The organism is Halobacterium bonnevillei (genome assembly GCF_009831555.1).
Taxonomy (GTDB): Archaea; Halobacteriota; Halobacteria; order Halobacteriales; family Halobacteriaceae; genus Halobacterium; species Halobacterium bonnevillei.
The window spans coordinates 1-23,710 of sequence record NZ_WUUU01000007.1 but is presented as its reverse complement, the minus strand read 5'-3'; the positions used below and the strand labels follow the sequence as shown (position 1 = coordinate 23,710).

Genomic DNA, 23,710 nt, shown 5'->3' with positions numbered 1-23,710 from the left:
GTGCAGCGACCGCGAAACTCCGCCACGTCGCGGGGACGCCGTCCGAACTCGCTGGCTGGAGTGCTGCTTCAGTCGTCTGATTCGGCACCGCCGTCGGCGTACACCTTGATGTAGTCGTCGTTGACCTCCCAGCCGCCGTCCCCGTCCTCGACCATGTACTCGCCGTAGTACGGCACGCGGTTGTCGACGGTCTCCCGGAACGCCTCGCGAATTTCGCCCTTCGTCATGTCGCCCATCGACCGCAGGTCGTCGTTGCGGTTCAGACACCCCTTGAGGTAGCCCTCGTGCGTCACGCGAACGCGATGGCAGTTCGCACAGAACTCCTCGTTGCCGACCGGATCCACGATTTCGACCATCCCGCCCTCGGACGAGTCCGACGAGGTGTCGCTCGCATCGCTCGAGACACCGCCGTTCACCCAGTACCGGCGCCGGTCGTGCATTTCACGGTGCTCGATGCGGTCCGCGCGCTCAGCCAGCCAGTCGTGGACGTCGTCGATGTCCACGGCCCACTCCGGGTGGCCCGCGATTTCTGGCATGTACTCGATGAGCTGCAACTGGAGGCTGTCGTTCTCCGCGACGTGGTCGACCATCTCGGGCACGTAGCCGGCCGTCTTCCGGAACACCACCATATTCAGCTTGACGGGATCCAGGCCCGCGTCGACGGCCGCCCTGACGCCCTCCAGCACCTGCTCGTAGGCGCCGCTCTTGGTGAGCGCGTGGAAGTCCTCCGGGTCGAGCGCGTCCTGTGAGACGTTCACGCGTTCGAGGCCCGCGTCGACGAGTTCTTCGGCCCGCCCCGGCAGGAACGTCCCGTTCGTCGTCATGGACACCTCCATCGAATCCGGCGTCCGCTCGATGATCTCCTCGAGGTCGTCCCTGAGCATCGGCTCACCCCCAGTGAGCTTCACCTTCTCGACGTCGAACTCCTCGGCGACCTCCAGAAACCGAACGACGTCGTCCGCGGTCATCTCGTGATCCTGGGCGTCCATCGGCCCTCTCGTGTCACCCAGTCCCTCGTTGTGGCAGTAGACGCAATCGAAGTTACACCGGTCCGTGAGAGACACCCGGACGCCAGAGACCTCGCGCCCGAACGAGTCCGAGAGCATGCCAGGGAGTCACACGTACAGATGCTTAAGCCCGTGGGTGGAAACGCCGTATTCGTAACCTGAAACGGTTACACTCTCCGCGGCGCTGACACGAGTACTCGTCACAACCCTTATCGGCGCACCGCACCCTACTCGCGGCTATGAACGAAGACGACGTGCGGGACCTCCTCCGGGACGTGGAGGACCCGGCACTCGGCGACGACATCGTCTCTCTCGGCCTCGTCAACGACCTCGACGTCGACGGCGACAAGGTAACCATCTCCCTCGCACTCGGCGCGCCCTACTCGCCGACCGAGACCGACGTCGCCGGGCGCGTGCGGGAGGTGCTCGCGGACGCCGGCCTCGAGTCCGACCTCACCGCGGCCATCCCGGACCGCACCGGCGACGACGTCCTCCCCGGCGTCAAGAACGTCATCGCCGTCGCCTCCGGTAAGGGCGGCGTCGGCAAATCCACGGTCGCCGTCAACCTCGCCGCCGGCCTCGCCGACCGCGGCGCACGCGTCGGCCTCTTCGACGCCGACATCTACGGCCCGAACGTCCCCCGGATGGTCGACGCCGACGAACACCCACAGGCCACCGAGAGCGAGACCATCGTCCCGCCAGAACGTCACGGCATGAAACTCATGAGCATGGCGTTCATGGTCGGCGAGGACGACCCCGTCATCTGGCGCGGCCCGATGGTCCACAAGGTCCTCACGCAACTCATCGAGGACGTCGAATGGGGGCACCTCGACTACCTCGTCGTCGACCTCCCACCGGGCACCGGCGACACCCAGCTCACGCTCCTGCAGACCGTCCCGCTCACCGGCGCCGTTGTCGTCACCACCCCCCAAGACGTCGCCGTCGACGACGCCCGCAAGGGCCTCCGCATGTTCGGCCGCCACGACACCACTGTTCTCGGCATCACAGAGAACATGAGCACGTTCGTCTGCCCGGACTGCGGCGGCGAACACGACATCTTCGGCAGCGGCGGCGGCCGCGAGTTCGCCGACGACAACGAACTCCCGTTCCTCGGCTCCATCCCCCTCGACCCGAGCGTCCGCGAAGGCGGCGACACGGGCGCGCCCGTCGTCCTCGACGACGACAACCAGACCGGGCAGGCGTTCCGCGACTTCGTCGCCGAAACCGCCGACATGATCGGGCTCGTCCACAGGCGCAACGCCAGCCACTAATTACGCGGCGAACACACTACCGACTATGACTGACTCCGCCGACCACGAGAAGCGCGACGTCCTCCGCGATGTCGCCGACGACCTCCGCGAGCAGGACTCCGAGGAAGCCGAACGCATCGCCGCGCTCGTCCACCGCGTCAGCGACATCTACGACGAAGCCGAGGACGTCGACGCCCAGCACGTCTACCTGAACATGCGGAACATTCTCCAGATCTCCGAACAGGGCGGCATCGAGCGGTAGCCCGATTCCTATCGACGCCACCACAGCACTGCACCCACCACCAGCAGCACGGAGAGCACAGCGCCCACTCGCTTCTCGAGTGGCGACAACACGTCCTCGTCGACGTAGTCCTCGCGGTACTGTTCGGCGCTTTCGTTGCTATAGGTGTACTCGTCGACGGTTCCCGGTACCTGTTCGAAGTTGTCGTCCCAGGCGTTCGTGTCCTCGCTGGGTTTCGCTATGAACTCCTTCTGGTCGAACTTGCCGTCCGACTCCGCCCACTCGTCGAAGATTCGGACTTTCCCTGCAACTACTTCGTCGCTGGACTCCTTCAAGGGAATCGTCACCGGATGGGTTTCGTTCTCTTGGGGTGCAGCGATCGTGTATTCGCCATCCGTTCCGAATGTCTCGACTTGCACGTACATCCCGTATCCCCTCTTGGAGGGATTGTACGTCTCTACCCGTAGAGCTGTAGAGTCGTTCTCCTGGTCTCGGATCACACTCACATTTTTGATGTACGGTGACGGAACATCGGAGCTAGTTGCGTTCAGCTCTCGAGTGAAGTTGTAATAGTAGAACTCTTGATATGCTCCTAACTTGACGGTATGGTTATCTTTGACTACGTTCAGGTATTCAGTTACGTTCTTAGTGACGAGTACCGATTCACCTGGTCCTAGTATCGGACTCTCTTGTTTGAGGCCAATATTATCAGCTGAGGCGCTGAAGCCGCTAGAGGCATTCATCTCGCCCTTATTTTTGACTTTAACACAGAATTTTTCTAACTCTTCTGAGAATTGGAACTGATATTCGACGTGGAAGTCAGAAATATTACTTTTTTCAATAACTTTGTCTTTTCCAGCTCCCTTGCAGGGGTTTTCAGCGTGTGCTGTGGCTGGAAGAACAAAATGCACACTAGCTAAGGCGAGGAGTGCGATCCAAATTACCGTTAGTCCCTTACTGACCATACTTTTCAGTCATCTTCCGATCTAATATTTCTTTAATTTTTTGTTCTGTAATTAACCCTGGTTCTTCGTGCTTTACAATGACTGATTCCTCCTGAGTTCGGGAAGATGGAGTTGTCTTTGTGTCCTTTCGGGCATAATGCTGTACGAGCGTAGCCTCACTGCGACCTAATGATTTCAAAACTTCCCAACCCCTCTTCAGACTCGTAGTCGTGCCAATCTGGGTGCCTGTTTGCTTGCGGAGAATCCACTTTTTCGTCGCCGTTATGTCACTAATGCGGACATTTTCTGCTGCCGCAGCAGTTTCAGCGTGTAATTGCTCATTTACCGAATCCCGGTGTTGCCACTCGTATTCTGCACGTTCAACGAGCTCTTTGTGTTCCGCGAGATAGATTCGATCCCTGATTGTTTCTTCTTTTTCGATCTTGAACCTGTATTGTCGTTCGTATATTGGCTCTCGAATTGTTATTTGTCGACTTTGGCCCGTGTATTCGTGAGATGGACTTCGCGCTCTGGTGGACCAATAAGTGTCCTGGATGGTCCTCGACTTTGTTACCGTTCTTGTCCTGGTTTCTGTGTGATACTCAGTTTCAGTAACTGTAGTGCCAGACTGGATACAACCAAAGGAGCCACACTGCTCAGAATACTCTACATAAGTGTTCGTTGTCGTATAAGTATGCGTGTAGGTTTCTGTAGTCTGGTACTCCTCATTTTTCTCATACTGGAACTTCTTCTCCGTTTCATAGGTACCATCTTGGACGAGCTTTTGGCGCGTTTCTCCGGTGAATTCCCCATCCCCATTTCGGGTTGAGCGCCACTCTTCAACAGTCTTCGTAACTGTCTCACTTTCTATTTGAGAACCGCCATTTTCCCATTCGGTGTTTACTGTCAGAAAATCGCCAAGCCGGCCACGACTATCGAACTCAAGTTGCTCGACATCGTATTTCGCCTCATGGACCTTCACTTGTTCTTCGAGGTTGTACTTTAAACCGTTCTCACTCACCCGATGGATGTGGTATCCCGCGCTGAGGAGGTTATCACGGATCTTCTTTTCCTGTGTTTGTCGATTGGTGTACTTTGGTCGTTCTACTCTATACTTGATGGAAGATGTCTCGTTCCTGAGCTCTGTTCGAGTAGGTGAATATACGACGGGTTCTGGGAGAGCGATAGAATATTCGACCTTTGGGTGATTCGTTGGGTAGGTGGCAGCTGTTGGTGAGTCGTCAAGGAACGATCGAGCTGGAACTTCAATGTGCCATTCGTACCAATTCGACATTGATTCCGGGTCCGGATCGTTGATTTCTCCATTCTTCTCCTCAAATTTTTCTCGGCCGGTGACTTTGCCGTATTCCGAACGTAAACTGAAGGAGGTAAGGTCCTCGTAGGTATTCTTTGAGAGGTAGAATTGCTCGGACGTTATGGAAAAGGTGATTGTTTCGTTAGGATAGAATGGCCCATCTTCCTTCATTGAAGCATCTTCTAACTTTGGCGCAAACCAAGAAATCGGATTTGTTACTGTAGCTGTTTGGTTTTGACCATCCCCGACTTTTAGTCTCGCAGCATTGAAACTATTCAGTGTAATTTTTGGTGTTTCCCGGTGGCCTCCTTGTACACCATACCAATCGAATTCCGTCGGTGTGTAATCAGGGTCAAACGATTTTCTTGCATTCAGTTCCATACCCAGTCGCTGAGAGTGATCGTTCTGTGGATCAACAACTTCTATTTTGATTTCTGGTGGTGCCGGCGTCACGTGGACCCGATCCCGACTGGAATATCTCACCCCACTCTTGGGATTTATGCTGGATCTTACCTTGATATCCAGAATCTCTTTTTGATATGCATCTCTTTCTACGATTAGATACCCCTCTTTTTCGGAAGTTCTAACTTCAGATGTCCAGTCCGCATTGATGAAACGAACCTCAGTCCCAACGTTATCAGGGTCCACGCCGTTCAAGTCCACCTTGACCTGGTACGTTGCCGTATACCGAGATTCGTCGATTCTTGGATGATACTGGTCCAGCGGGCCATCGCTGACGAAGCCCGCAGAGACCACTTCTACTGGGCCAGGAACTGACACAGTTTCGACTTTCACGTCAGTCTGGCCGCGTGCGTCGCGGGCTCTAACGGTGACTACGTGGACGCCTGGCTCCAGTTCATTCAGGTATTTCATGGTGCTCAGGCTCTCCTCACTGGCGCCACCGCGAAGGTCATCGGCGGTGACAGACTCGACGACCTCGCCATCCACCCTGATCGTCAGTGAACGGAGATTCCCGTAGGCGTCTGTCGCGTGCACGTCGATTGGTACGACGCGATTCTCTTCGATGTCGACAGCCTGGAGTTCCGGAGCGGGGTCTGCGACGACGGTTCTGCTGCCGTCGGGGAACGTGGCGACGTCGTCGTCGTGGGAAGCGTAAAGCTCGTGGTCGCCCGGCTCGAACGAGAGCGTCGCCTGGTTTCCGTTGGCGACAGAGCGTCCGTTGTGCATCCAGACGGCCGACCCGCTCGTGGTTAGTTCGTAGTCACCTGCGAGTCTGCCGTCCCCAGTGACAACTTGTGGACCCGTGATAGCACCGGTCGAGTCGGCGTCTCCGGACGTTCCTCCGGACCCGGTACTGCTCCCGGAGCCAGACGACCCCGTGGAGGAGTCTGGGGCTGTGACTGCGACTGATTGCTGGTCGGCAGCACGCTGGCCGTCTTCGTCGAAAGCGACGACTGAGACGTCGTGTGTGCCGGCTGTCGGAAACCTCGTCGGTCGCGTACTGGTATCGGCGTCGCCGTCGATGGCTTCTGTCGCAATCGGCTCGCCGTCGACGCTCCAGACGAGTTCCGACAGTGGTGCTGCACCACTGTCGACGTCAGCCGTGAATCGGTTGGCGTCTCCAGTTTCGGTTCGCGTCGGTCCGGACAGCGAGACGGTCGGCGGCTCACCGGGTTCCACGGTGACGAACAGCGCGTCGGTCGCGGTCGCACCGTCGTCGTCGGTCACTTCCAGGGTGACGCGATAGGTGCCGGTGGCGTCCGCGTGGAACTGGGTGCGCTCGCACGTCTGGCACGCTGGCGACGTCGCGCTGGTGGCGTCACCGGACTCACCGGTGATCGTCCAGTTGTAGCCCTCGATCGTTCCGTCGGGGTCGCTCGAGCCGGCTCCGTCGAGGTAGACGGTCTCTCCGCGCGTGACCGTCTGGTCGAGGCCGGCGTCGGCCAGTGGGGATTCGTTTGCGGTAGCAATGCCTGGGGTCGTGGCGGCGGTCAGGACCAGGGCCGCTGCCAGCAGACACTCTGATTTCACACTACGAATAGTTGAATCCGCCAGTTACTATATAAAATTTCAGAATGAGAAATATGGTATTATGGCGGTCGCGATTTCGGCCGTTCGCCCCGAATTCCGTCGAGAGACGGCAATCTGGGGCAGTCCTTAATCATCTTCCATTGGTAATGGATGGCAAACGATTTAGTGTCGACCCCTCCAACTTCAGGTAACGGTCCGAGCACGGGCCAGAGGATACACTATGACTGATGACGAACTCATCTGGCGAGTGGCAGGGGGTTCCGGCGACGGAATCGACTCCACGAGCCAGAACTTCGCGAAGGCGTTGATGCGGTCCGGACTCGACGTCTTCACGCATCGGCACTATCCCTCCCGAATCCGCGGCGGCCACACGTACGTGGAGATTCGGGCGAAGGATGGGAACGTAACGTCGCGCGGCGACGGCTACAACTTCCTGCTCGCGCTCGGGGACTCGTTCGCTCGAAACCCCAGCGAGCACGCCGTCTACGGCGACGAGGAAGTGAAGCCGCTGTCCGAGAATCTCGACGACCTCCGCGAGGGCGGCATCATCGTCTACGACGAGGGCTTGCTGGACGTCGAAGACGTGCCGAACTTCGAGGAGCGCGTCGAGGAGAATAACTGGCACGTCTACCCGCTGGACCTCCGTGCGCTCGCGAAAGAGCACGGCCGTGAGGTCATGCGGAACACCGCGGGCGTCGGCGCCACGGCGGCGCTCGTCGACATGGACCTCGAGCACATCGAGGACCTGATGTCGGACGCGATGGGCGGCGAGATTCTCGAACAGAATCTCGAAGTCCTCCACGACGCCTACGAGCAGGTCAACGCGATGGACCAGTCCCACGACCTGACGGTTCCGACGGGCGAGCACGACGAGGAGCAGGTCCTCGTCTCGGGGAGCCACGGCATCGCGTACGCGGCCATCGACGCCGGGTGTCGGTTCATCGCCGGCTACCCGATGACGCCGTGGACGGACGCCTACACCATCATGACGAACCTCCTGCCCGACATGGGCGGGATCTCCGAGCAGGTGGAGGACGAACTCGCCGCGGCGGCGATGGCCGTGGGGGCCTCCCACGCTGGCGCGAAAGCCATGTCCGGGTCGTCCGGTGGTGGCTTCTCGCTGATGTCCGAACCGCTCGGTCTCGCCGAGATGACCGAGACGCCACTGGTGTTGCTCGAAGCGATGCGCGCCGGCCCCTCGACGGGGATGCCGACGAAGCCCGAGCAAGCAGACCTGGAGCACATCCTGTACACGAGTCAGGGTGACAGCCACCGGGTGGCGTTCGGGCCCAGCGACCCCAAGGAGTGCTACGAGCAGACCAGGACGGCGTTCGAGATCGCCTGGGAGTACCAGATCCCGGCCATCGTCGTCTACGACCAGAAGCTCTCCGGCGAGTACCGGAACGTGGACGCGTCGTTCTTCGACCGCGAGCCGAACCCGAGCCTCGGGAAGACGCTCACGGAGGCGGAGATCGAGGAGGCGGCCCACGACGCCACTGGGAAGTTCGAGCGCTACCAGCACGACGTCGAGGACGGCGTGAGTCCGCGGACGGTGCCCGGGCAGAAGGGGGGACGCTATCTCGCGTCCGGCAACGAGCACTGGCCGACCGGCCACATCGCCGAGGACCCGGACAACCGCACCGCGCAGGTCGAGCGCCGCCTCGAGAAACTCGATGCGATCCACGAGGACCTCGAGGACCGCGACCAGCAGGTCGTCTACGGGGACGAGGACGCGGACTTCGGCCTCATCGCCTGGGGCAGCCAGCAGGGCACCGTCGAGGAGGCCGTCGCACGACTCAACGACAACGGGAACAGCGTGAAGGCGCTGGGCGTCAGCGACCTCTCGCCGTTCCCCGTCGAGGAAGTCCGGGCGTTCGTCGACAGCGTCGACGAAGCCATCGTGGTGGAGATGTCCTCGACGAAGCAGTTCCGCGGCCTGATCCAGAAGGAAGTCGGGGGCGTCGCCACCAAGCTCTCGAGTCTCCTGAAGTACAACGGGAACCCCTTCGAGCCCGCGGAGATCGTCGAGGCAGTGGAGATCGAACAGAACGGCGGCGGCGAGCAGCCGACCGCGCAGACCACCCTCGAACCTGCGGCAGGTGACTAACCCATGAGTAAAGCGTTCAGCGCAATCGGCGAGGAACGGGACGTCGAGCGAGACGAATTCACGCCCGGCATCGAGCCACAGCCGACGTGGTGTCCGGGCTGCGGTGACTTCGGCGTCCTAAAGGCGCTGAAGGGCGCGATGGCGGAACTCGGCAAGGACCCAGAGGAAGTGCTTTTGTGCACTGGTATCGGGTGCTCCGGGAAGCTCAACAGCTACTTCGAGAGCTACGGGTTCCACACGATCCACGGCCGGTCGCTCCCGGTCGCTCGCGCCGCGAAGGTCGCGAACCACGACCTCGAGGTCGTGGCGGCGGGCGGGGACGGTGACGGGTACGGCATCGGCGGGAACCACTTCACGCACTCCGCCCGCGAGAACCACGACATGACGTACATCGTGTTCAACAACGAGGTCTTCGGCCTGACGAAGGGCCAGACGTCGCCGACGTCGCCGAAGGGCCACAAGTCGAAGACCCAGCCACACGGGAACGCGAAAGACCCGGTTCGGCCGCTGTCGATGAGTCTGTCCGCGGGCGCGTCCTACATCGCGCGGACGGCGGCAGTCAACCCGAACCAGGCCCAGGAGATTATCGTGGAGGCCATCGAGCACGACGGGTTCTCCCACATCGACTTCCTGACGCAGTGCCCGACCTGGAACAAGGACGCCAAGCAGTACGTCCCGTACGTCGACGTCCAGGAGTCCGACGACTACGACTTCGACGTCACCGACCGACGCGAGGCGTCGGAGATGATGTACGAGACCGAGGACAAGCTCTACGAGGGCACCGTCCTGACCGGTCGGTACTATCAGGACAGCGAGCGCAACTCCTACCAGGCGGAGAAGCAACAGCGCGGTGACATGCCCGATGAACCCCTGGCGGAGCGGTACTTCGACGAGGACTACGAGTGGGAGCGCTCGTACGACCTCATCGACCGCCACAAGTAACCCGGCCGCTGCGGGTCACCGCAGTCAGCTCGGGTCTCTGGTCCGTTCTCTCAATTTTCTCGCGTTCGCAGCGGCCGCTGTGGGCGCGTCTCTCGGTCCCGAATCGGTTGCTTTGGTAGAGCGTCTGCCACCGACCCGGTCGTTGACAACGAACACGTCGACTGTGTCTGTATCGAGCGGGCGTTTGGCGTCGCTCACGCAGTACTTACTGATTCGGAAGATATTTTTTCGCAGGCACCAAAACGGTTGGTGTGAGCACTGAATCGACGGAAGACCGAATCCTCGCCGCACTCGAGGAGGACGCGCAGGCGTCGTACGCGGACATCGCCGCTCGCGCGGACGTCTCGAAGCCCACGGTCAGGAAGTACATCGACAAACTCGAAGAGGAGGGCGTCATCGTCGGCTACTCTGCGGACGTCGACCCGAAGAAACTCTCCAGCCAGAGCATCGCACTCGTGGGCATCGACGTGGCCTCCGAGCGGTACGTGCAGGCGACGCGTCAACTGAAGGACCTCGACGCGATCCACGCGCTGTACACGTCCAGCGGCGACCACATGCTGATGGCGGAAGTTCGCGCGGGCGACGGCGACGCACTCGGCGAGGTAATCAGCGAGAAAATACAGGGTATCGAGGGTGTGACGGCCGCGCATCCGTCTTTTCTCCAGGAACGACTCAAGTAACGTCGTCGGCCGAGCCAGCGGACCGCACGTATCCGCTCAGCGACGCCGCCGGCACTTCGCTGCTCCGATCTCGCGGCCGGACGGTAATCCGCCCGGTTACGTCGTCGTCGCTTCCGCCAAGAGCGCGTCGATGCGCTCGATGGCCTCCCGGACGTCCTCGGTGCTCGTCGCGAACGACGCGCGGAGGTAGTCCTCGGCGCCGCTCCCGAAGTCGGGGCCGGGCGTCATCGCGACGCCGGCGTCCTCGAGGAAGACGTCGGCGACGTCGAAGGCGTCCCCGGGGAGGTCCGAGACGTCCAGCAGGAGGTAGTACGCGCCCTCCGGCGTGTAGCCGACGTCGAACCCCCAGCGTTCGGCGGCGTCGACGAGCAGGTCGCGGCGCTCGCGGTACTCCTCGCGGACGTCTGCGAGCCAGTCCGTCCCCTCGCGGATGGCGGCTTCCGCGCCGGCCTGCACGAACGGGGCCGCGCAGATGAACACGTTCTGGGTCATGCGGTTGACTGCGTCGACGTACTCAGGCGGGCAGACCGCCCAGCCGAGACGCCACCCGGTCATCCCGTAGCGCTTCGAGACGCCGTCGAGGACGAACGCGTCGTCGGTGTACTCCAGGACGGAGTGTTCTTCGGCGTCGAACGCGAGGCCGTGGTACACCTCGTCGGAGAGTATCGTCGTGTCCGTGTCGGCCCCGAGTTCGACGAGCGCTTCCAGTTTGTCGCCGCTCGTGACGGCGCCAGTCGGGTTCGCGGGCGAGTTCAGCAGCATCGCGGCGGTGTCGTCGTCGACCACGTCCGCGAACGCCTCGACGTTCGGTTCGAACCCGTCTTCCGGGTCCAGCGGGGCGGTGACGACGTTCCCGTCGGCCTGCCGCACGAAGTTCGGATAGCAGGCGTAGTGCGGGTCCGTGAGCACGACGTCCTCCCCGGGATCGACGGTCGCCAGCATCGCGAGCAGGAGCGCTGGCGACGACCCCGGCGTGACGATGATGCGTTCCGCCGGCACGTCGACCCCGTACGTGTCGTCGTAGTAGTCGCTGATCGCGTCCCGGAGGGACTGAATTCCCCGCGAGGAAGCGTAGTCGTCGTCGCCTGCGCGGAGCGCTGCGACCGCTGCCTCCGTTGCCGCTGCTGGCGGCCGGAAGTCGGGTTCGCCCACTTCCATGTGGACGACCCCGTCGCGTTCGCTGGCCCGTTCGAGCACATCCATCGCCGCGAAGGGCGTGGTCTGGGTCGCACGCTCCGAGGGCATACTCCGTGGGAAGGCACTCACGGGTATAACCCTTCATCGGTCGTCAACTATTGCCGACGCGGACCTGGCGCCCAATCCGGCGCGGTTCGCGCGGTTGCCAGGGACTTGTCCGTGGCTGACTGCCGTCGGAGTTTTGCGCTGTGGTCGCCAACGGGTAGTATGGCCACCTTCGAGCGGGAACTCAGAGTCGACGCGTCGCTGGCCGACGCCTGGTCGTTTCACTCCACGATCGACGGACTGCGGTCGTTGACCCCGAACTGGCTGCACCTGCGCATCGAGGCGATCGAGCGGCCCGACGGGGAGGTCGACTCGCACGTGTTGACGGCCGGAACGCGGATTCGCGCGTCCGTACGGCCGTTCGCCGTCGGACCGCGTCAGACCTGGGTGTCCCGCATCGTGGAACGCGAGGAGGGCGACGGCACCGCGTACTTCGTGGACGTGATGGAGGACGGGCCGTTCCCGGAGTGGGAGCACACCCACCTCCTGTACGGGGACGACGACGAGACGCTGATCCGGGACCACGTCGAGTACCGGACGCCGGTCGGCGGCGTCGCGGACGACGTGGCGGGACTCGTCCTCGAGCCGATGTTCCGGTTCCGGCACCGTCGAACCCGCGAGATTCTCGAGGACGCGTAGATTTATCGGCGGTCCGGCCGATAACTCGCCTATGTCACGGGTGACTGTCGTCGGCGGCGGCCCCGCCGGTTTGAGTGCCGCACTGTTCGCAGCGAAGAACGGCCTCGACACGACTGTGTTCGACACGGACGAGACGTGGATGCACAAGGCCCACCTGTTCAACTACCTCGGCGTCGAATCCAGGGACGGCACGGCGTTCGTGGAGGACGCCCGCGACCAGGTGGACGAGTTCGGGGTCACCCGCAAGCAGGGCGAGGCGGTCACGGGGGTCGCCGAGTCAGGTGAGGGGTTCACCGTCACCACCGAAGACGGCGAGTACGACGCCGACTACGTCGTGCTGGCCACGGGCGCGGACCGAAGCCTCGCCGAGGACCTTGGCGCTGACTTCGACGACGACGTCGTCGACGTGGACGTCGACATGGAGACGAGCGTCGCGGACGCCTACGCCACCGGCGCGATGGTGCGCGACCAGGAGTGGCAGGCCGTCATCTCCGCTGGCGACGGCGCCGCCGCAGCGCTGGACATCCTCTCGAAGGAGGAAGGGGAGCACTTCCACGACTTCGACACGCCGGCCGACGCCGAGTAGCCGATTCGGCGCCGAGCGGCCGCGAATACAGAATCCTCGTTCTCTGCAGTACCAGTTCCCGCAGTTCCCAATCCCGTCGCAGTGGTAGCGGTCGTCGCTGTTCAGGGCGATTAGCAGTCGTCGCGGTACAGCGGCGAGTCCTCGTTCGTGCACGCGGGACGCCCGCACACGCCGGCGTCGGCGCCAGCGGTCTCGACGCCGGCGGCGACCGACTGGATCTCCCACGTAGGGTCGTGACCGGTCTCCGCCCGGTGGGCTTGGACGGCGGCGCGCGCGTCGCCCAGCCGGTCGAAGGACTCCTCGTACTCGCAGGCGCCGCAGGTCACTGTCGCGGACTGCCCCGTCATCACGTGTCGGTAGTCGTTCAGCGGGCATAATCTCGCGGGTTCGCTGCGAGCGTGCCGGGAGCACATCCACAATTCTGCCGGCAGGCGAGTCGTCCCCGTGAGTCGACGGAAGGGTCCCGACTGTCACGGACACACCGTCGTAAAGTGGGCGCTGTAATACGTCGAGCCCAGCGGCGTCCCGGCCGGCATCCGCGTGACCGCGACCGGCCGGTCGAGCTGACTGGCGGGGGTTCGGTCGGTCGAGCTGACTGGCGAGGTTCCGGCAGGACGTTCCCCGCCACGCGGCTTTATAGTGACCGACGACAATGGTCCCGGCTGTAACTGATGGCTGACGGGAACGCTGCCCCCGACCTCCAGGACATCGTGTGCCGGGTCGACGAGCGAACGCTCACGTTGACCTTCTACAACGACGACGTCCCGCAGTCGGTGCTGGGGGCCGTCAGGTCGTACTTCGAGGTCCAGACTGTGGAGTTGCGCCGCGCCGCAACTGACGACGGGCATCCCCGGAACTTCGTCGTGCTCCACGACGACGACGAGTTCCTGGCCGCGTCGGACCTCGAATCCATCTATCGGGTGGTACGACCCGACTCGCCGCTGTTGAGCGTCTCGGACCCCGAGAACGTCGAGTACCCCGACGTGTTGCGTGAGATCGACCAGTCCGTGTTCACGAACTACGGGCGGGCGCGCATGATCACAGCGTCACGGGAAATCGAGGCGTCAGCGAGCCGGTACGGCGGCACGCTCCACTCGGGGTTCCAGCGACTGTCGAATCTCCGCCCGCAGTACTGGCTCTACGAGCGTCTCGCCGAGGCCGGCGTCGACACCCACATCTACGGCGAACCGGACTGGGACGTGTCGACGGACGCACACATCGTTCATGCGTACGACGACCCCGAGATTACGAAGACGTGGTTCGTTGTGCTGGACGCTCCGACGGACGAACACAAGCGCGCGCTGCTCGCGGAGGAACGCCACGCAGACCAGTTCTACGGGTTCTGGACGTTCGACGCCGACATCGTCGACGTGATTCTGGCACGACTCGGGGCGTTCCCGCCGACGGGATAGCGACTCCCGGCAGTGTCGAACATCGGGACCGCCGGTCCGTCCAACGGGCGCCCCGAACGGTCACGCGGTCGGACTTCCGAACGCGTCGCGCCACGCCTCGGGAATCGGGCGGCTCTCGCCAGTCTCGGGGTCCACGGTCACCTGCACGGACTCGCCCTCGAGGGCGACCGTGTCGCCGTCACGTACCTCGTAGCCCATCGTGAAACTGGTGTCGCCGACGTCTGTCACGGCGATGGCGACGTCCACCTCGTCGGCGTCCTTGACGGGCGCGCGGAAGTCGACTTCGAGGTGCGCGACGACCATGTCGATGTCGCCGAAGGACAGCCCGAGTCGCTCAGCGAAGTACGCGCTGCGGGCGTCCTCGAGGTACGTGAGGTAGACGGCGTTGTTCACGTGGCCGAGCATGTCGTAGTCCTGGTAGCGAACGTCGACGGTGTGCGTGAACCCGAACTCGGTCATCGGCGCAACGTCCGCCCGCCGCGTGGTTAACGCCCGCGGTTCAGGCGAGGTCCTCGCGCCGGTCGACGTCACGTCGGACGCCCGGGTCACCGGTCTCGACGACGGCGGCGTCGTCCGCGGACAGCAACACCTGCTTGCCGCCGACGTCGCCCTCGCGGCCGGCGAGCGCTGGGAAGTGCTGGGCGTCGAACAACACGGGGTTGCCGCGTTCGCCCGCGTAGCCAGCAGCGAGAGCCGTTCCGGCTCCGTGCTCGTAGGCGGCGACGAGCAGCTGGACGCTCTCCGGGGCGACGAACGGCATGTCCCCGAGCGCGAACACCGCCGCGTCGACCGCGAAGTCGGCGTCGCGTTCCTGGTCGGCGAGCACCCTGACACCTGCGCGAACCGAGGACGCCTGCCCGGACTCGTAGTCGGGGTTCGACGCGAACTCGACGTCCAGGCCCTCGAGGGCGTTCTGTACGCGGTCCGCCTCGTAGCCGACCACGACCAGGATTGGGTCGAGGCCCGCGTCGAGCAGGGTCTGGGCACTCTCCCGGACGACTGGGTCGCCGTTCGCGTTCGCGAGGAGTTTGTTCTCGTCGCCGAACCGCGAACTCGTCCCGGCCGCGAGCAGGACGCCGGCGACGGCCGCGTCGCCGGGCGAGTCCGCCGGCGGGTCGACGACTGGGAGCGTCATTCGACTGCGGGGTACGGGACCACCCGGACGTTCGCGTCGGCGGCCAGCTCGGACTGCGTGAGCACGAACCCGTCTGCACGCGTGGCGCGCGTGCTCGAGGAAAGCACGCTCGGGTCGAACGTGTCCTCGTACACAGACAGTGGGGAGTCGACGTGGCCCAGCGGCGTCGCTTCGCCGTCGGCGAGCGTGACGGGAATTGCGTACTCGAAGCCCTCCGGGCCCAGACCCACGTCGTGGGTCAGTGTCGCGCCGACCGTCGGGAGGTCCGTTCGGCCCGTGAAAAACGGCCGCGCGACCAGCGACGTGATGACGTGTGCGCCCACCGGCTTCCCCGGAATCGCGAACGCCGTCGCGTCGTAGTCCGGGAGGTCCGCGACGGCAATCGGCTTCCCGGGTCGCACGCGGACGCGGTGGAATCGGACGTCGCCGAGCGCGTCCAGCACGCGAATCGCGTAGTCCTTCTTCCCGACGCTCGTCCCGCCCGTCGTCACCACGACGTCGTGGGTGTCCGCGAGTTCTGCGACGCGGGCCTCGACCGTCTCGTAGTCGTCGGGGACGCTCCCCTCGAAGACCGCGTCGTGGCCCCAGGACTCCGCGAGACCCGCCAACATCGGCGAGTCGAGGTCGCTGATGGTCCCCTCGTGGATCTCGGTTCCGGTCGCGAGGACGCCCGCGGAGAATCGCTCGCGGACGTCGACTTCCTCGACGCCAAGGTCGCGCAGCAGAATCGCGTCCTTCGGGGAGAGGCGTTCGCCAGCCTCGAAGAGGCGGTCGCCGGCCGCTACGTTGCTCCCGCGCTCGTAGACGTACGTCCCCGGGTCGAGGTCGGCGCCCGTTAGTTGGTCGCCTTCCACGACGCCTTCCTCGACTTTCAGCACGGCGTTCGCCCCACGCGGTACCGGCGCACCGGTCGCAATGCGGGCGGCCTCCCCGGGTCCGATTTCGCCGGGGTCGTCCTCTGGGAACACCTCCCTGTCGACCACCTCGAAGGGGTAGTCCTCGGTTGCGTCGAACGCGAACCCGTCCATCGTCGCGTAACTGTGCGGCGGTTCGTCGTGCTGTGCGACGACGGGCTCGGCGAGGACCCGCCCCGCAATCTCGTCCAGCGGCACCGGCTCCACGCCGAGTCGCGCGAGCGCCGTCTCGCGGACGTCGAGCACGCGCTCGACTGCCTCGGCGCGCCACAGCATGTCCGCGTGGTCGTGGCTCATACCAACACGACAGGCGGCCGCGTGTTAATGTCTTGCTCTCGACCCGACCCGCGAAAAATCCGATATCGGACGTAGAGATAGTATTTCAAATTGATATTACGGATCCAGGTGGTGTAGTGTATATACAGCTGAGACGGCCTGGATAATGGCTCTATTGCACCTTTGGGCCTAAGATTCCCACAAGATTCCAGTTTCACCAACTGGGAGAGAAAATGGTGTATTAGTGGTTTTTGGGGCTTGTCTTTGCGTTTCCGAACTTCGGGCGAAGAAGCCTCGGAAAGCTAATGAACCTGGTAGTTCTAAGTTACAGTCGAGTAACTGGTACATATCCGTTACGGACGTACGGTCGTCACGACTACGAGTACGTGACGTTCAGGTCGATGACGTTCACGGCGCTGCGGACCGCCGCGGGGAGTTCCTCCCGGAAGCGGTCCTCGCGGAGCCTGGTCGTCGGGCCGGCGACGCTGATTGCGCCGAGGACCTCGCCGTTCGATCCGGTGATGGCGGCCCCCACACTCCGCAGTCCCTCGAGGCGCTCCTCGTCGTCGAACGCGATGCCCGACTCCCGCACGGCGGCGAGTTCAGCGGCGAGCTCCTCGCGGTCCGTGATGGTGTTCTCGGTGAGTGCCGGGAGGCCGTGCCGGTCGACGATCTCGTCGACGCGCTCCTCGGGGAGGTGTGCGAGAATCGCTTTCCCGAGGGCGGCGCCGTGGAGGTAGATGCGCTTCCCGGCGTAGGTGTCGACGTGAACAGCGCGTTCGCCTTTCGCGCGGTGGAGGAACACGCCGCGGCCGTGCTCCTCGACGACGACGCCCGAGAGCTCCCCGGTCTCCTCTGCGATGCGGTCGACCTCGGGACGCGCGACCTCGTAGATGGGGCGGCGGTCGCGGGCGTGCGCGCCGAGTTCGAGGAACCGACAGCCGACCCGGTACGTGTCGTCGGCTTTGACGACGTATTCGTTGCGTTCCAGGGTCTGCAGGTGGTTGTGGACGGTGCTCTTCGGGAACGACAGCGCGGACGCCAGTTCCGTGACGCCCGCGCCGCCGCGCTCGTGCAGCGCCTCGATGATGCGGAAGGCGGTCTCGACTGACTTCACCGCGGGGGTTCCGGAGTCGGTCATCGTGTGTCGTCTGTATCTCTGCGTTCATCATTGTAATTCTTACGTTCACCTGGGTAGAACGCTCGTCCTGGAACCGGGGCATAACTTGCTGTTAAATCAGTATCGCCGGACGGTGTGGTAACATGGCACAATACGCGTTCTTGCATGAAATGGCCCGTATAATCGGTCTGTCCCCCGAACGGCCGAAATGCTGGACGCGCCGGGTCTCGAAGCTGTTCAGTATCATTGAACGCCAGGGAGTGGTCGGTCGACTGCTCGTGGCCCAGTCTCGCCGACACGGCAATGATTTAAGCCGCGCGTCCTCGTGGTGGCCAACGATGAACGATGGACACGTACTCGACGGAGTGACGGTGCTGGACTTGAGCACGTTCGTCACGGGTGGCTTCTGTTCACTGATGCTCGCCAACCAGGGCGCGGACGTCATCAAAGTCGAGCGCCCCGGGGTCGGCGACGACAACCGCCACTCCGGGCCGCCGTTTGTGGACGGCGAATCCCCGTACTTCTGGACGGTGAACTACGACAAGCGTAGCGTCGAACTCAATCTCAAGAAGCCCGAGGGGCTGGCGGCGCTGTACGACCTCGCAGAGGAAGCCGACGTCTTCATCCAGAACTACCGCCCCGGGACCGCGGAGAAACTCGGCGTCGCCTACGACGACATCCGCGAGGTCAACGACGACGTCGTCTACTGCGCGATTTCGGCGTTCGGCCAGACCGGCCCGTGGAGTCAGCGACCGGGCTACGACCTCCTCATCCAGGGCATGAGCGGCATCATGTCCGTGACGGGGGAACCCGACGGCCAGCCAGTGAAAGTCGGCCTCCCGCAGACCGACCTCATCACCGCGATGTGGTCGGCGTTCGGCATCATGGGTGCGCTGTACCGCCGCGCGCGAACCGGAGAGGGCGACTACGTCGAACTCGGGATGCTGGACGCCACGCTCCCGTGGCTCACGAAGCAAGCGGGGAAGGCGTTCGTCGGCGAGGAACCCGAACGCATGGGGACGAAGGACCCCGTTCTCGCACCCTACCAGACCTTCGAGACGGCGGACGGCCACATCAACGTCGCGTGCCTCAACCAGAAGCTCTGGACCCAGTTCTGCGACGCCATCGGGCGTCCCGACCTCCTCGAGGACGACCGCTTCGAGACGAACGCGGACCGGGTCGAACAGATGGACGAACTGGAAGCGGAACTCGAGGCGGAACTCCGCGAGCGCACGACGGAGGCGTGGATGGACGCGCTCGTCGAGGAAGCCGGCATACCTGCCGGCCCCGTCTACTCCGTCGACGACGCGCTCCACAACGAGCAGACCGACGCCCGCGGCGTCGTCACCGAGATGGAGGCCCGCGGGAAGACGATTCCCGTCATCGAGCACCCGCTGAACTACGAGGACAGCGAGAGCGGCTTCGAGTCGCCGCCGCCGGAACTCGGCGAGCACAACCGCGAGGTGTTCGAGCAACTCGGCTACTCGGCCGACGAGATCGACGAACTCGCGGACGCCGGCGTGTTCGGCGAGGACTAACTCCGTTCCGGCCGTCCGGCGGTCGCGCGTTCCCCCAGAGTCAGGGTGGCGCCAGCGTCTCCGCCAGGCCGTTGGTGCCGCCTCGCTCCGCGCAAAGTCTTGGTAACATTCCGTAGTGGCCCCTGTCTGCTGCCCGATGGCCAACCGTTAAGAGGGAGACCCGCGACGGTAGGAGCATGTTGGACGGCTACGAAATGCACGATCTGACGCAGCCGTGGTGCGCTGACACGCCTGCGTGGCCGACGTACGACAACCCGAAAGTCTGGTACGAGAAGTCACTGGACACCGAGAAAGTCAACGGGCAGAAGATCGAGTTCATGAACCACACCGGCACCCACCTGGACGGCGAGAAGCACTTCGTCGCTCACGGCCGGGACATCGAGAGCATGCCGCTGGACGAACTCGTCGGCGACGCCGTGGTCGCGGACATCTCCGACAAGGTCGGCGACTACGACGTCTACACGTCGGACATGATCGAGGACGTCGTGGACGTCCAGGAGGGCGACATCCTCTTCATCCACACCGGCTACCAGAAGTACGCCTGGCACAAGGAAGACGCAGACCCCCACAAGTTCTTCTGCAAGCACCCCGGACCGAATCAGGAGTTCGCCGACTGGTGCAAGGAGAAGGGACTGAACTACCTCATCCTGGACTGCGGGAGCGCCGACCACCCGATGAACACGGTCGTCCGCGACGTCCGGCCGGAGCTCGCCGCGGAAGCCCGCGAGAAGCACGGCGTCGACGACCTCGACGAGATCTTCCCGCCGGAGGGCTACCAGCTCATGCACACCGAGCTGTTCCCGGAGGGCATCGTCCACGTCGAGAACGCGCAGGTACCCGAACACCTGCTGAACGAACGCTGCCAGATCGGGACGTTCCCGTGGCGGTTCCGGGGCGGCGAGTCCTCGGTCTCCCGGGTCGTCGCGTTCACCGAAGCATAGCGGACGCGGGCAGCAATTTTTCGCGGCGGGTCGCGGTCAGTCGTCGAGTGCTTCCTCTGGGTCCTCGCCGGCGACCGGTTCGCCGACCGGGCCTTCGCCGACCGGCGGCACTTCCTCGGGGAGCACGGCGTTCAACACGAGCGCGGCGACGCCGCCGACGATGATGCCGGACGTCGCCAGGATCTGGACGTCGTCGGGCAGCTGTGCGAGCGTGTCCGAGCGCCACTCGACGCCGACGCCGAGCACGAGGGAGGTGGCGATGATGGTGAGGTTGCGGCGGTTGAGTTCGGCGCCCCGGGAGATGATGCGGAGGCCGATGGAGATAATCATCCCGAACAGGACGATGGCTGCGCCACCGAGCACTGGGTTGGGCATCGCAGCGACGACTTCGGCGACTTTCGGCACGAGCCCGAGCACCACGAGGAAGACGCCGGCGATGGCGACGACGAACCGGCTCGCCACGCCGGTGAACGAGATGAGGCCGACGTTCTGGCTGAACGACGTGTTCGGGAACGCGTTGAACACGGCGGCGAACGCGGACATCACGCCGTCGGCGATGAGCCCGCCTTTCGTCTCGTCGGTCGTCGGGTCGCGGCCGACGGCTTCGGTGGTGCCGGAGATGTCGCCGATGGTCTCCATCGCAGTGATGACGTACGCGAACGCCACGAGGATGATGGCGCTGGGCTGGAATTCGAGGCCGTAGTTGAGCGGGGTCGGGATGGAGAACCACGCCGCGCCGGCGACGCCCGAGAGGTCTAGGAGACCCAGCGGAATCGCGGCGAGGTACCCGACGACGACGGCGACCAGCACGCTCGAGGACTGCAGGAAGCCGTCGAAGAACTGGTTTACGACGAGCGCGACGACGAGGACGAGCGCCGCGAGGCCGAGGTTCTCCATGCTCCCGAACGTCTCGGTGCCCGGGACGCCAGCGGAGTACTGCATGGCGATTGGGATGAGGGTGAGGCCGACGAGCATGACGACGATCCCCGTGACCAGCGGCGGGAAGAAGTCCTCGACGTCGTCGAAGAAGTAGCCGATGACGACTTCGACGGGAGCGGCGATGAGCACCGCGCCGAAGATTGCGGCGAGGCCGAACTCGCCGCCGATGTCGATGAGCGGCGCCACGAAGATGGCGCTGGTCCCCATGACGATGGGGAGGCGCGCGCCGACCGGCCCGATGGGGTACGCCTGCACGATGGTGGCGACGCCGGCGACCAGCAGCGCCATCTGGACGATGAACGCGGTGTCGTCGGGGCCGAGACCGATGGCGCCCGCGATGACAAGCGGCAACGCGACCGTCGACAGGAACATCGCGAGGAGGTGCTGGATGCCGAGTGGGACCGACTCTTCGAGGTCCGGTTTGTCTTCGATGCCGTACTCGACGAGCGCGCTCCCGCCGTCGGTACGTTGGTGTGCCTCGTTGTCGCGTGGCATATCGGACTCCATGGAGTTACCCTAAATAAAAATTTGTAACAAATATTAGATCGGTTTCAAGATAGAATTTTCGTCTGACGTTTCGCCGCTGTCCGAAACGCTAACTCCCCCGGCGGCAACAGTCGTGGTATGTCAACGATGGACGCAGTCGTGCTGGACGAGTGGGGTGGCGACCTGACCGTGCGGGAAGTCGAGGAACCGACGCCCGACGCCGGCGAGGTGCGCGTCGACGTCCGCGCGTGCGGCGTAACGCGCACGATCGAGAACGCGGTACAGGGCGGCCTCAGCGACGACCCGGGTCTCACCCCGCGGATTCCCGGCCACGAGTTTGCAGGCGTCGTGGACGCCGTCGGCCCCGGCGTCGCGGACGTCGAGGTCGGCGACCGCGTGCTCTCGTACTTCTACCTGACGTGCGGGCGGTGCGACCGGTGCCGGCGCGGCGACGACAACCAGTGCACGAACTTCGGCGGCTGGTTCGGCGTCCAGCGCGACGGCGCCTACGCCGAGTCCACGGTGATTCCCGCCTCGAACGTCCTGCCGCTGCCCGACGACGCTACGTTCGCCGACGGCGCAGTCGCGGCAGACGGCCTCGCGACGCCGCTGCACGTCAGCGAACGCACCGACGTCGGCGACGACGACACCGTCCTCGTCATCGGTGCGGCGGGCCGCATCGGCGTCCACCTCTCCAAACTCGCGGCCAGCAGGGGCGCTCGAGTGCTCGCGGCGGACGTCCGGGACGACAGACTCGCGCACGTCGACGCGGTGACGCCGGACGCGGTCACGCCCATCGACGCGCGCGGCGACGACTTCCCCGAGCGCATCGGCGAGGCGACCCAGCACGCCGATGGCCCGACCGTGGTCGTGGACACCGTCGGCGACGTGGACACGATTCGCGACGGCTGGGCGGCGATGGCGATGGGCGGCGACCTCGTCACGCTCACCACGCACCACGAACGGTCGTTCGCGCCGCCGCTGAAGGAGTTCGTCGTGAAGGAAGCCAGCGTCGTCGGCTCGCGGTTCGCCACGAAGGACCAGGTCGTGCGCGCGGCACGATTACTCGCCGACGGCCGGATCGAAGTCGACTACACGCAGACCGCGAGCCTCGACGAGGTTGCCGGCGTTCACGAGGCGCTGCGCTCTGGAGAGACGTTCGGCACGACGATTCTCGAACCCTGACCGGACGGCGCCGCCTCGAGCGCGCGTTCCGGGGCGATTTACGCGATTTGCTCGCCGTTGAGGTAGAGATCACGGTCGACCGGGACGGCCAGCGACGCGTGCGCGGGACAGTGCGCTTCCGCGGTCTCCGCGAGGTCGCGGATTTCGCGCGGGGTCGCGGGGCTCTCGATGCGGGTCGCCTGCTGGAGCGCGCCGTCGAACCCCGGCTCGACGTCGCCGACGCCGAGGACCCCGCGCGGGTCGACGTCGCCCTCGACCTCGACGTTCACGTCGTCGAGTTCGACGCCCGTCGCCAGCGCGTGCTTCGCAAGCAGGACCTGCTGGCAGAACGCGAACCCCGCGAGGAAGTACTCCAGCGGCCGCGGCCCGTGGTCCTCGCCTCCGGCCATCGACGCGGGTTCGTCGGACTCGAATTCGAAGTCCCGCGCCTGCCCGCGGCCGTGGTAGTTCTCGAGGAGTTCGGTTTCGACGCGGTTCTCGCCGACGGGCACGTCCTCGGCGTTTGCCAGTAGCTCGAACTCCTCCCAGACGGCGTCCTGCAGGTCCCAGTCGAGTGTCATGCAATGGGTCTGTCGTCGGACTCGGAAAACGGTTCGGCCACCGGCGGGGCTCGCGGCCGGCGGGAACTGTTTTGGCCCCCCGCGAGAGAGTCGCTGGCGTGAGCGACGAACTGCCGCGCCGCGCGCTGGCCGTGTTCGGTGTCGGGCTGCTCGGGATGGGACTCGCGGTCGGGAGCTACGGCGCTGCCGTCGCGCGCCTGCTGGCGCGCGGCGTCGACCCCGGGCTGGCCGGGTTCGGGATGACGCTGTTTTTGCTCGG

22 protein-coding genes are annotated in these 23,710 nt (G+C 64.1%); 11 read left to right on the top strand and 11 right to left on the bottom strand.

All coding sequences use genetic code 11. From position 1 onward, the window contains the following. Positions 1 to 68: 68 nt before the first annotated feature. Positions 69 to 1,106 (bottom strand): GTP 3',8-cyclase MoaA, encoded by a 1,038-nt coding sequence (gene moaA, locus GRX66_RS02340; RefSeq protein ID WP_159525087.1) that lies wholly within the window; start codon positions 1,104 to 1,106, stop codon positions 69 to 71. 140 nt (positions 1,107 to 1,246) lie between these two features. Between moaA and GRX66_RS02335 the strand changes: the two genes are divergently transcribed. Continuing rightward, on the top strand, positions 1,247 to 2,278 hold the full coding sequence (locus GRX66_RS02335; RefSeq protein ID WP_159525086.1) for an Mrp/NBP35 family ATP-binding protein: 1,032 nt from the start codon (positions 1,247 to 1,249) through the stop codon (positions 2,276 to 2,278). 25 nt (positions 2,279 to 2,303) lie between these two features. Further along, on the top strand, positions 2,304 to 2,519 hold the full coding sequence (locus GRX66_RS02330) for a hypothetical protein (protein ID WP_159525085.1): 216 nt from the start codon (positions 2,304 to 2,306) through the stop codon (positions 2,517 to 2,519). An 8-nt stretch (positions 2,520 to 2,527) separates the two neighbouring features. On the opposite strand, the gene GRX66_RS02325 is transcribed toward GRX66_RS02330, so the two are convergent. Both GRX66_RS02325 and GRX66_RS02320 read right to left on the bottom strand, forming a co-directional pair. Further along, the gene (locus GRX66_RS02325) at positions 2,528 to 3,463 is read right to left on the bottom strand and encodes a hypothetical protein (RefSeq protein WP_159525084.1); all 936 of its coding nucleotides are present in this window, start codon (positions 3,461 to 3,463) and stop codon (positions 2,528 to 2,530) included. Then, a complete protein-coding gene (locus tag GRX66_RS02320; protein WP_159525083.1) occupies positions 3,453 to 6,749 on the bottom strand; it encodes a PKD domain-containing protein in 3,297 nt (1,098 codons plus the stop codon). Before GRX66_RS02320 ends, GRX66_RS02325 begins: the two co-directional genes overlap by 11 nt. Before the next feature lie 220 nt (positions 6,750 to 6,969). On the opposite strand from GRX66_RS02320, the gene GRX66_RS02315 reads away from it, so the two are divergent. The 3 genes from GRX66_RS02315 to lrpA1 all read left to right on the top strand — a co-directional run bounded on the left by GRX66_RS02315 (position 6,970) and on the right by lrpA1 (position 10,478). Further along, positions 6,970 to 8,856, top strand: coding sequence for a 2-oxoacid:acceptor oxidoreductase subunit alpha (locus GRX66_RS02315; RefSeq protein ID WP_159525082.1), 1,887 nt, complete (start codon positions 6,970 to 6,972; stop codon positions 8,854 to 8,856). 3 nt (positions 8,857 to 8,859) lie between these two features. Then, entirely contained in the window at positions 8,860 to 9,798 is a 939-nt protein-coding gene (locus tag GRX66_RS02310; protein WP_159525081.1) for a thiamine pyrophosphate-dependent enzyme, read from the top strand. A gap of 251 nt (positions 9,799 to 10,049) precedes the next feature. Continuing rightward, the gene (lrpA1, locus tag GRX66_RS02305; RefSeq protein ID WP_325063919.1) at positions 10,050 to 10,478 is read left to right on the top strand and encodes an HTH-type transcriptional regulator LrpA1; all 429 of its coding nucleotides are present in this window, start codon (positions 10,050 to 10,052) and stop codon (positions 10,476 to 10,478) included. 96 nt (positions 10,479 to 10,574) lie between these two features. Here lrpA1 and GRX66_RS02300 read toward each other — a convergent pair whose 3' ends face one another. Beyond that, positions 10,575 to 11,723 carry a pyridoxal phosphate-dependent aminotransferase gene (locus GRX66_RS02300; RefSeq protein WP_159525080.1) on the bottom strand — a complete coding sequence of 383 codons (1,149 nt, stop codon included), beginning with the start codon at positions 11,721 to 11,723 and terminating at the stop codon, positions 10,575 to 10,577. 159 nt (positions 11,724 to 11,882) lie between these two features. Between GRX66_RS02300 and GRX66_RS02295 the strand changes: the two genes are divergently transcribed. Next, the gene (locus GRX66_RS02295; protein WP_159525079.1) at positions 11,883 to 12,359 is read left to right on the top strand and encodes an SRPBCC family protein; all 477 of its coding nucleotides are present in this window, start codon (positions 11,883 to 11,885) and stop codon (positions 12,357 to 12,359) included. A gap of 31 nt (positions 12,360 to 12,390) precedes the next feature. Beyond that, positions 12,391 to 12,945 (top strand): NAD(P)/FAD-dependent oxidoreductase, encoded by a 555-nt coding sequence (locus GRX66_RS02290; protein WP_159525078.1) that lies wholly within the window; start codon positions 12,391 to 12,393, stop codon positions 12,943 to 12,945. A gap of 110 nt (positions 12,946 to 13,055) precedes the next feature. Here GRX66_RS02290 and GRX66_RS02285 read toward each other — a convergent pair whose 3' ends face one another. Then, positions 13,056 to 13,292, bottom strand: coding sequence for a DUF7542 family protein (locus tag GRX66_RS02285; protein ID WP_159525077.1), 237 nt, complete (start codon positions 13,290 to 13,292; stop codon positions 13,056 to 13,058). A 324-nt stretch (positions 13,293 to 13,616) separates the two neighbouring features. Here GRX66_RS02285 and GRX66_RS02280 point away from each other — a divergent pair, with 324 nt between their 5' ends. Next, complete coding sequence (locus GRX66_RS02280) at positions 13,617 to 14,357, top strand: DICT sensory domain-containing protein (RefSeq protein ID WP_159525076.1); 741 nt, start codon at positions 13,617 to 13,619, stop codon at positions 14,355 to 14,357. Between the two features lie 60 nt (positions 14,358 to 14,417). On the opposite strand, the gene GRX66_RS02275 is transcribed toward GRX66_RS02280, so the two are convergent. From GRX66_RS02275 to GRX66_RS02260, 4 genes are all read right to left on the bottom strand, one after another. Next, positions 14,418 to 14,816, bottom strand: coding sequence for an acyl-CoA thioesterase (locus GRX66_RS02275; RefSeq protein ID WP_159525075.1), 399 nt, complete (start codon positions 14,814 to 14,816; stop codon positions 14,418 to 14,420). A 40-nt stretch (positions 14,817 to 14,856) separates the two neighbouring features. Then, positions 14,857 to 15,492, bottom strand: coding sequence for a nucleotidyltransferase family protein (locus tag GRX66_RS02270; RefSeq protein WP_159525074.1), 636 nt, complete (start codon positions 15,490 to 15,492; stop codon positions 14,857 to 14,859). Further along, positions 15,489 to 16,703, bottom strand: coding sequence for a molybdopterin molybdotransferase MoeA (locus GRX66_RS02265; protein ID WP_159525073.1), 1,215 nt, complete (start codon positions 16,701 to 16,703; stop codon positions 15,489 to 15,491). Before GRX66_RS02265 ends, GRX66_RS02270 begins: the two co-directional genes overlap by 4 nt. Positions 16,704 to 17,058: 355 nt before the next feature. Continuing rightward, positions 17,059 to 17,823: an IclR family transcriptional regulator gene (locus tag GRX66_RS02260; RefSeq protein ID WP_159525072.1), complete on the bottom strand. Its 765-nt coding sequence runs from the start codon at positions 17,821 to 17,823 to the stop codon at positions 17,059 to 17,061. Positions 17,824 to 18,140: 317 nt separating this feature from the next. Here GRX66_RS02260 and GRX66_RS02255 point away from each other — a divergent pair, with 317 nt between their 5' ends. Then, positions 18,141 to 19,340, top strand: coding sequence for a CaiB/BaiF CoA transferase family protein (locus GRX66_RS02255; protein ID WP_159525071.1), 1,200 nt, complete (start codon positions 18,141 to 18,143; stop codon positions 19,338 to 19,340). Between the two features lie 176 nt (positions 19,341 to 19,516). After that, entirely contained in the window at positions 19,517 to 20,281 is a 765-nt protein-coding gene (locus tag GRX66_RS02250) for a cyclase family protein (RefSeq protein WP_159525070.1), read from the top strand. A 36-nt stretch (positions 20,282 to 20,317) separates the two neighbouring features. On the opposite strand, the gene GRX66_RS02245 is transcribed toward GRX66_RS02250, so the two are convergent. Beyond that, entirely contained in the window at positions 20,318 to 21,715 is a 1,398-nt protein-coding gene (locus GRX66_RS02245; protein ID WP_159525069.1) for a uracil-xanthine permease family protein, read from the bottom strand. Between the two features lie 129 nt (positions 21,716 to 21,844). On the opposite strand from GRX66_RS02245, the gene GRX66_RS02240 reads away from it, so the two are divergent. Next, a complete protein-coding gene (locus GRX66_RS02240) occupies positions 21,845 to 22,891 on the top strand; it encodes an alcohol dehydrogenase catalytic domain-containing protein (protein WP_159525068.1) in 1,047 nt (348 codons plus the stop codon). Positions 22,892 to 22,929: 38 nt separating this feature from the next. On the opposite strand, the gene GRX66_RS02235 is transcribed toward GRX66_RS02240, so the two are convergent. Beyond that, positions 22,930 to 23,451 carry an OsmC family protein gene (locus GRX66_RS02235; protein ID WP_159525067.1) on the bottom strand — a complete coding sequence of 174 codons (522 nt, stop codon included), beginning with the start codon at positions 23,449 to 23,451 and terminating at the stop codon, positions 22,930 to 22,932. Between the last annotated feature and the right edge of the window lie 259 nt (positions 23,452 to 23,710).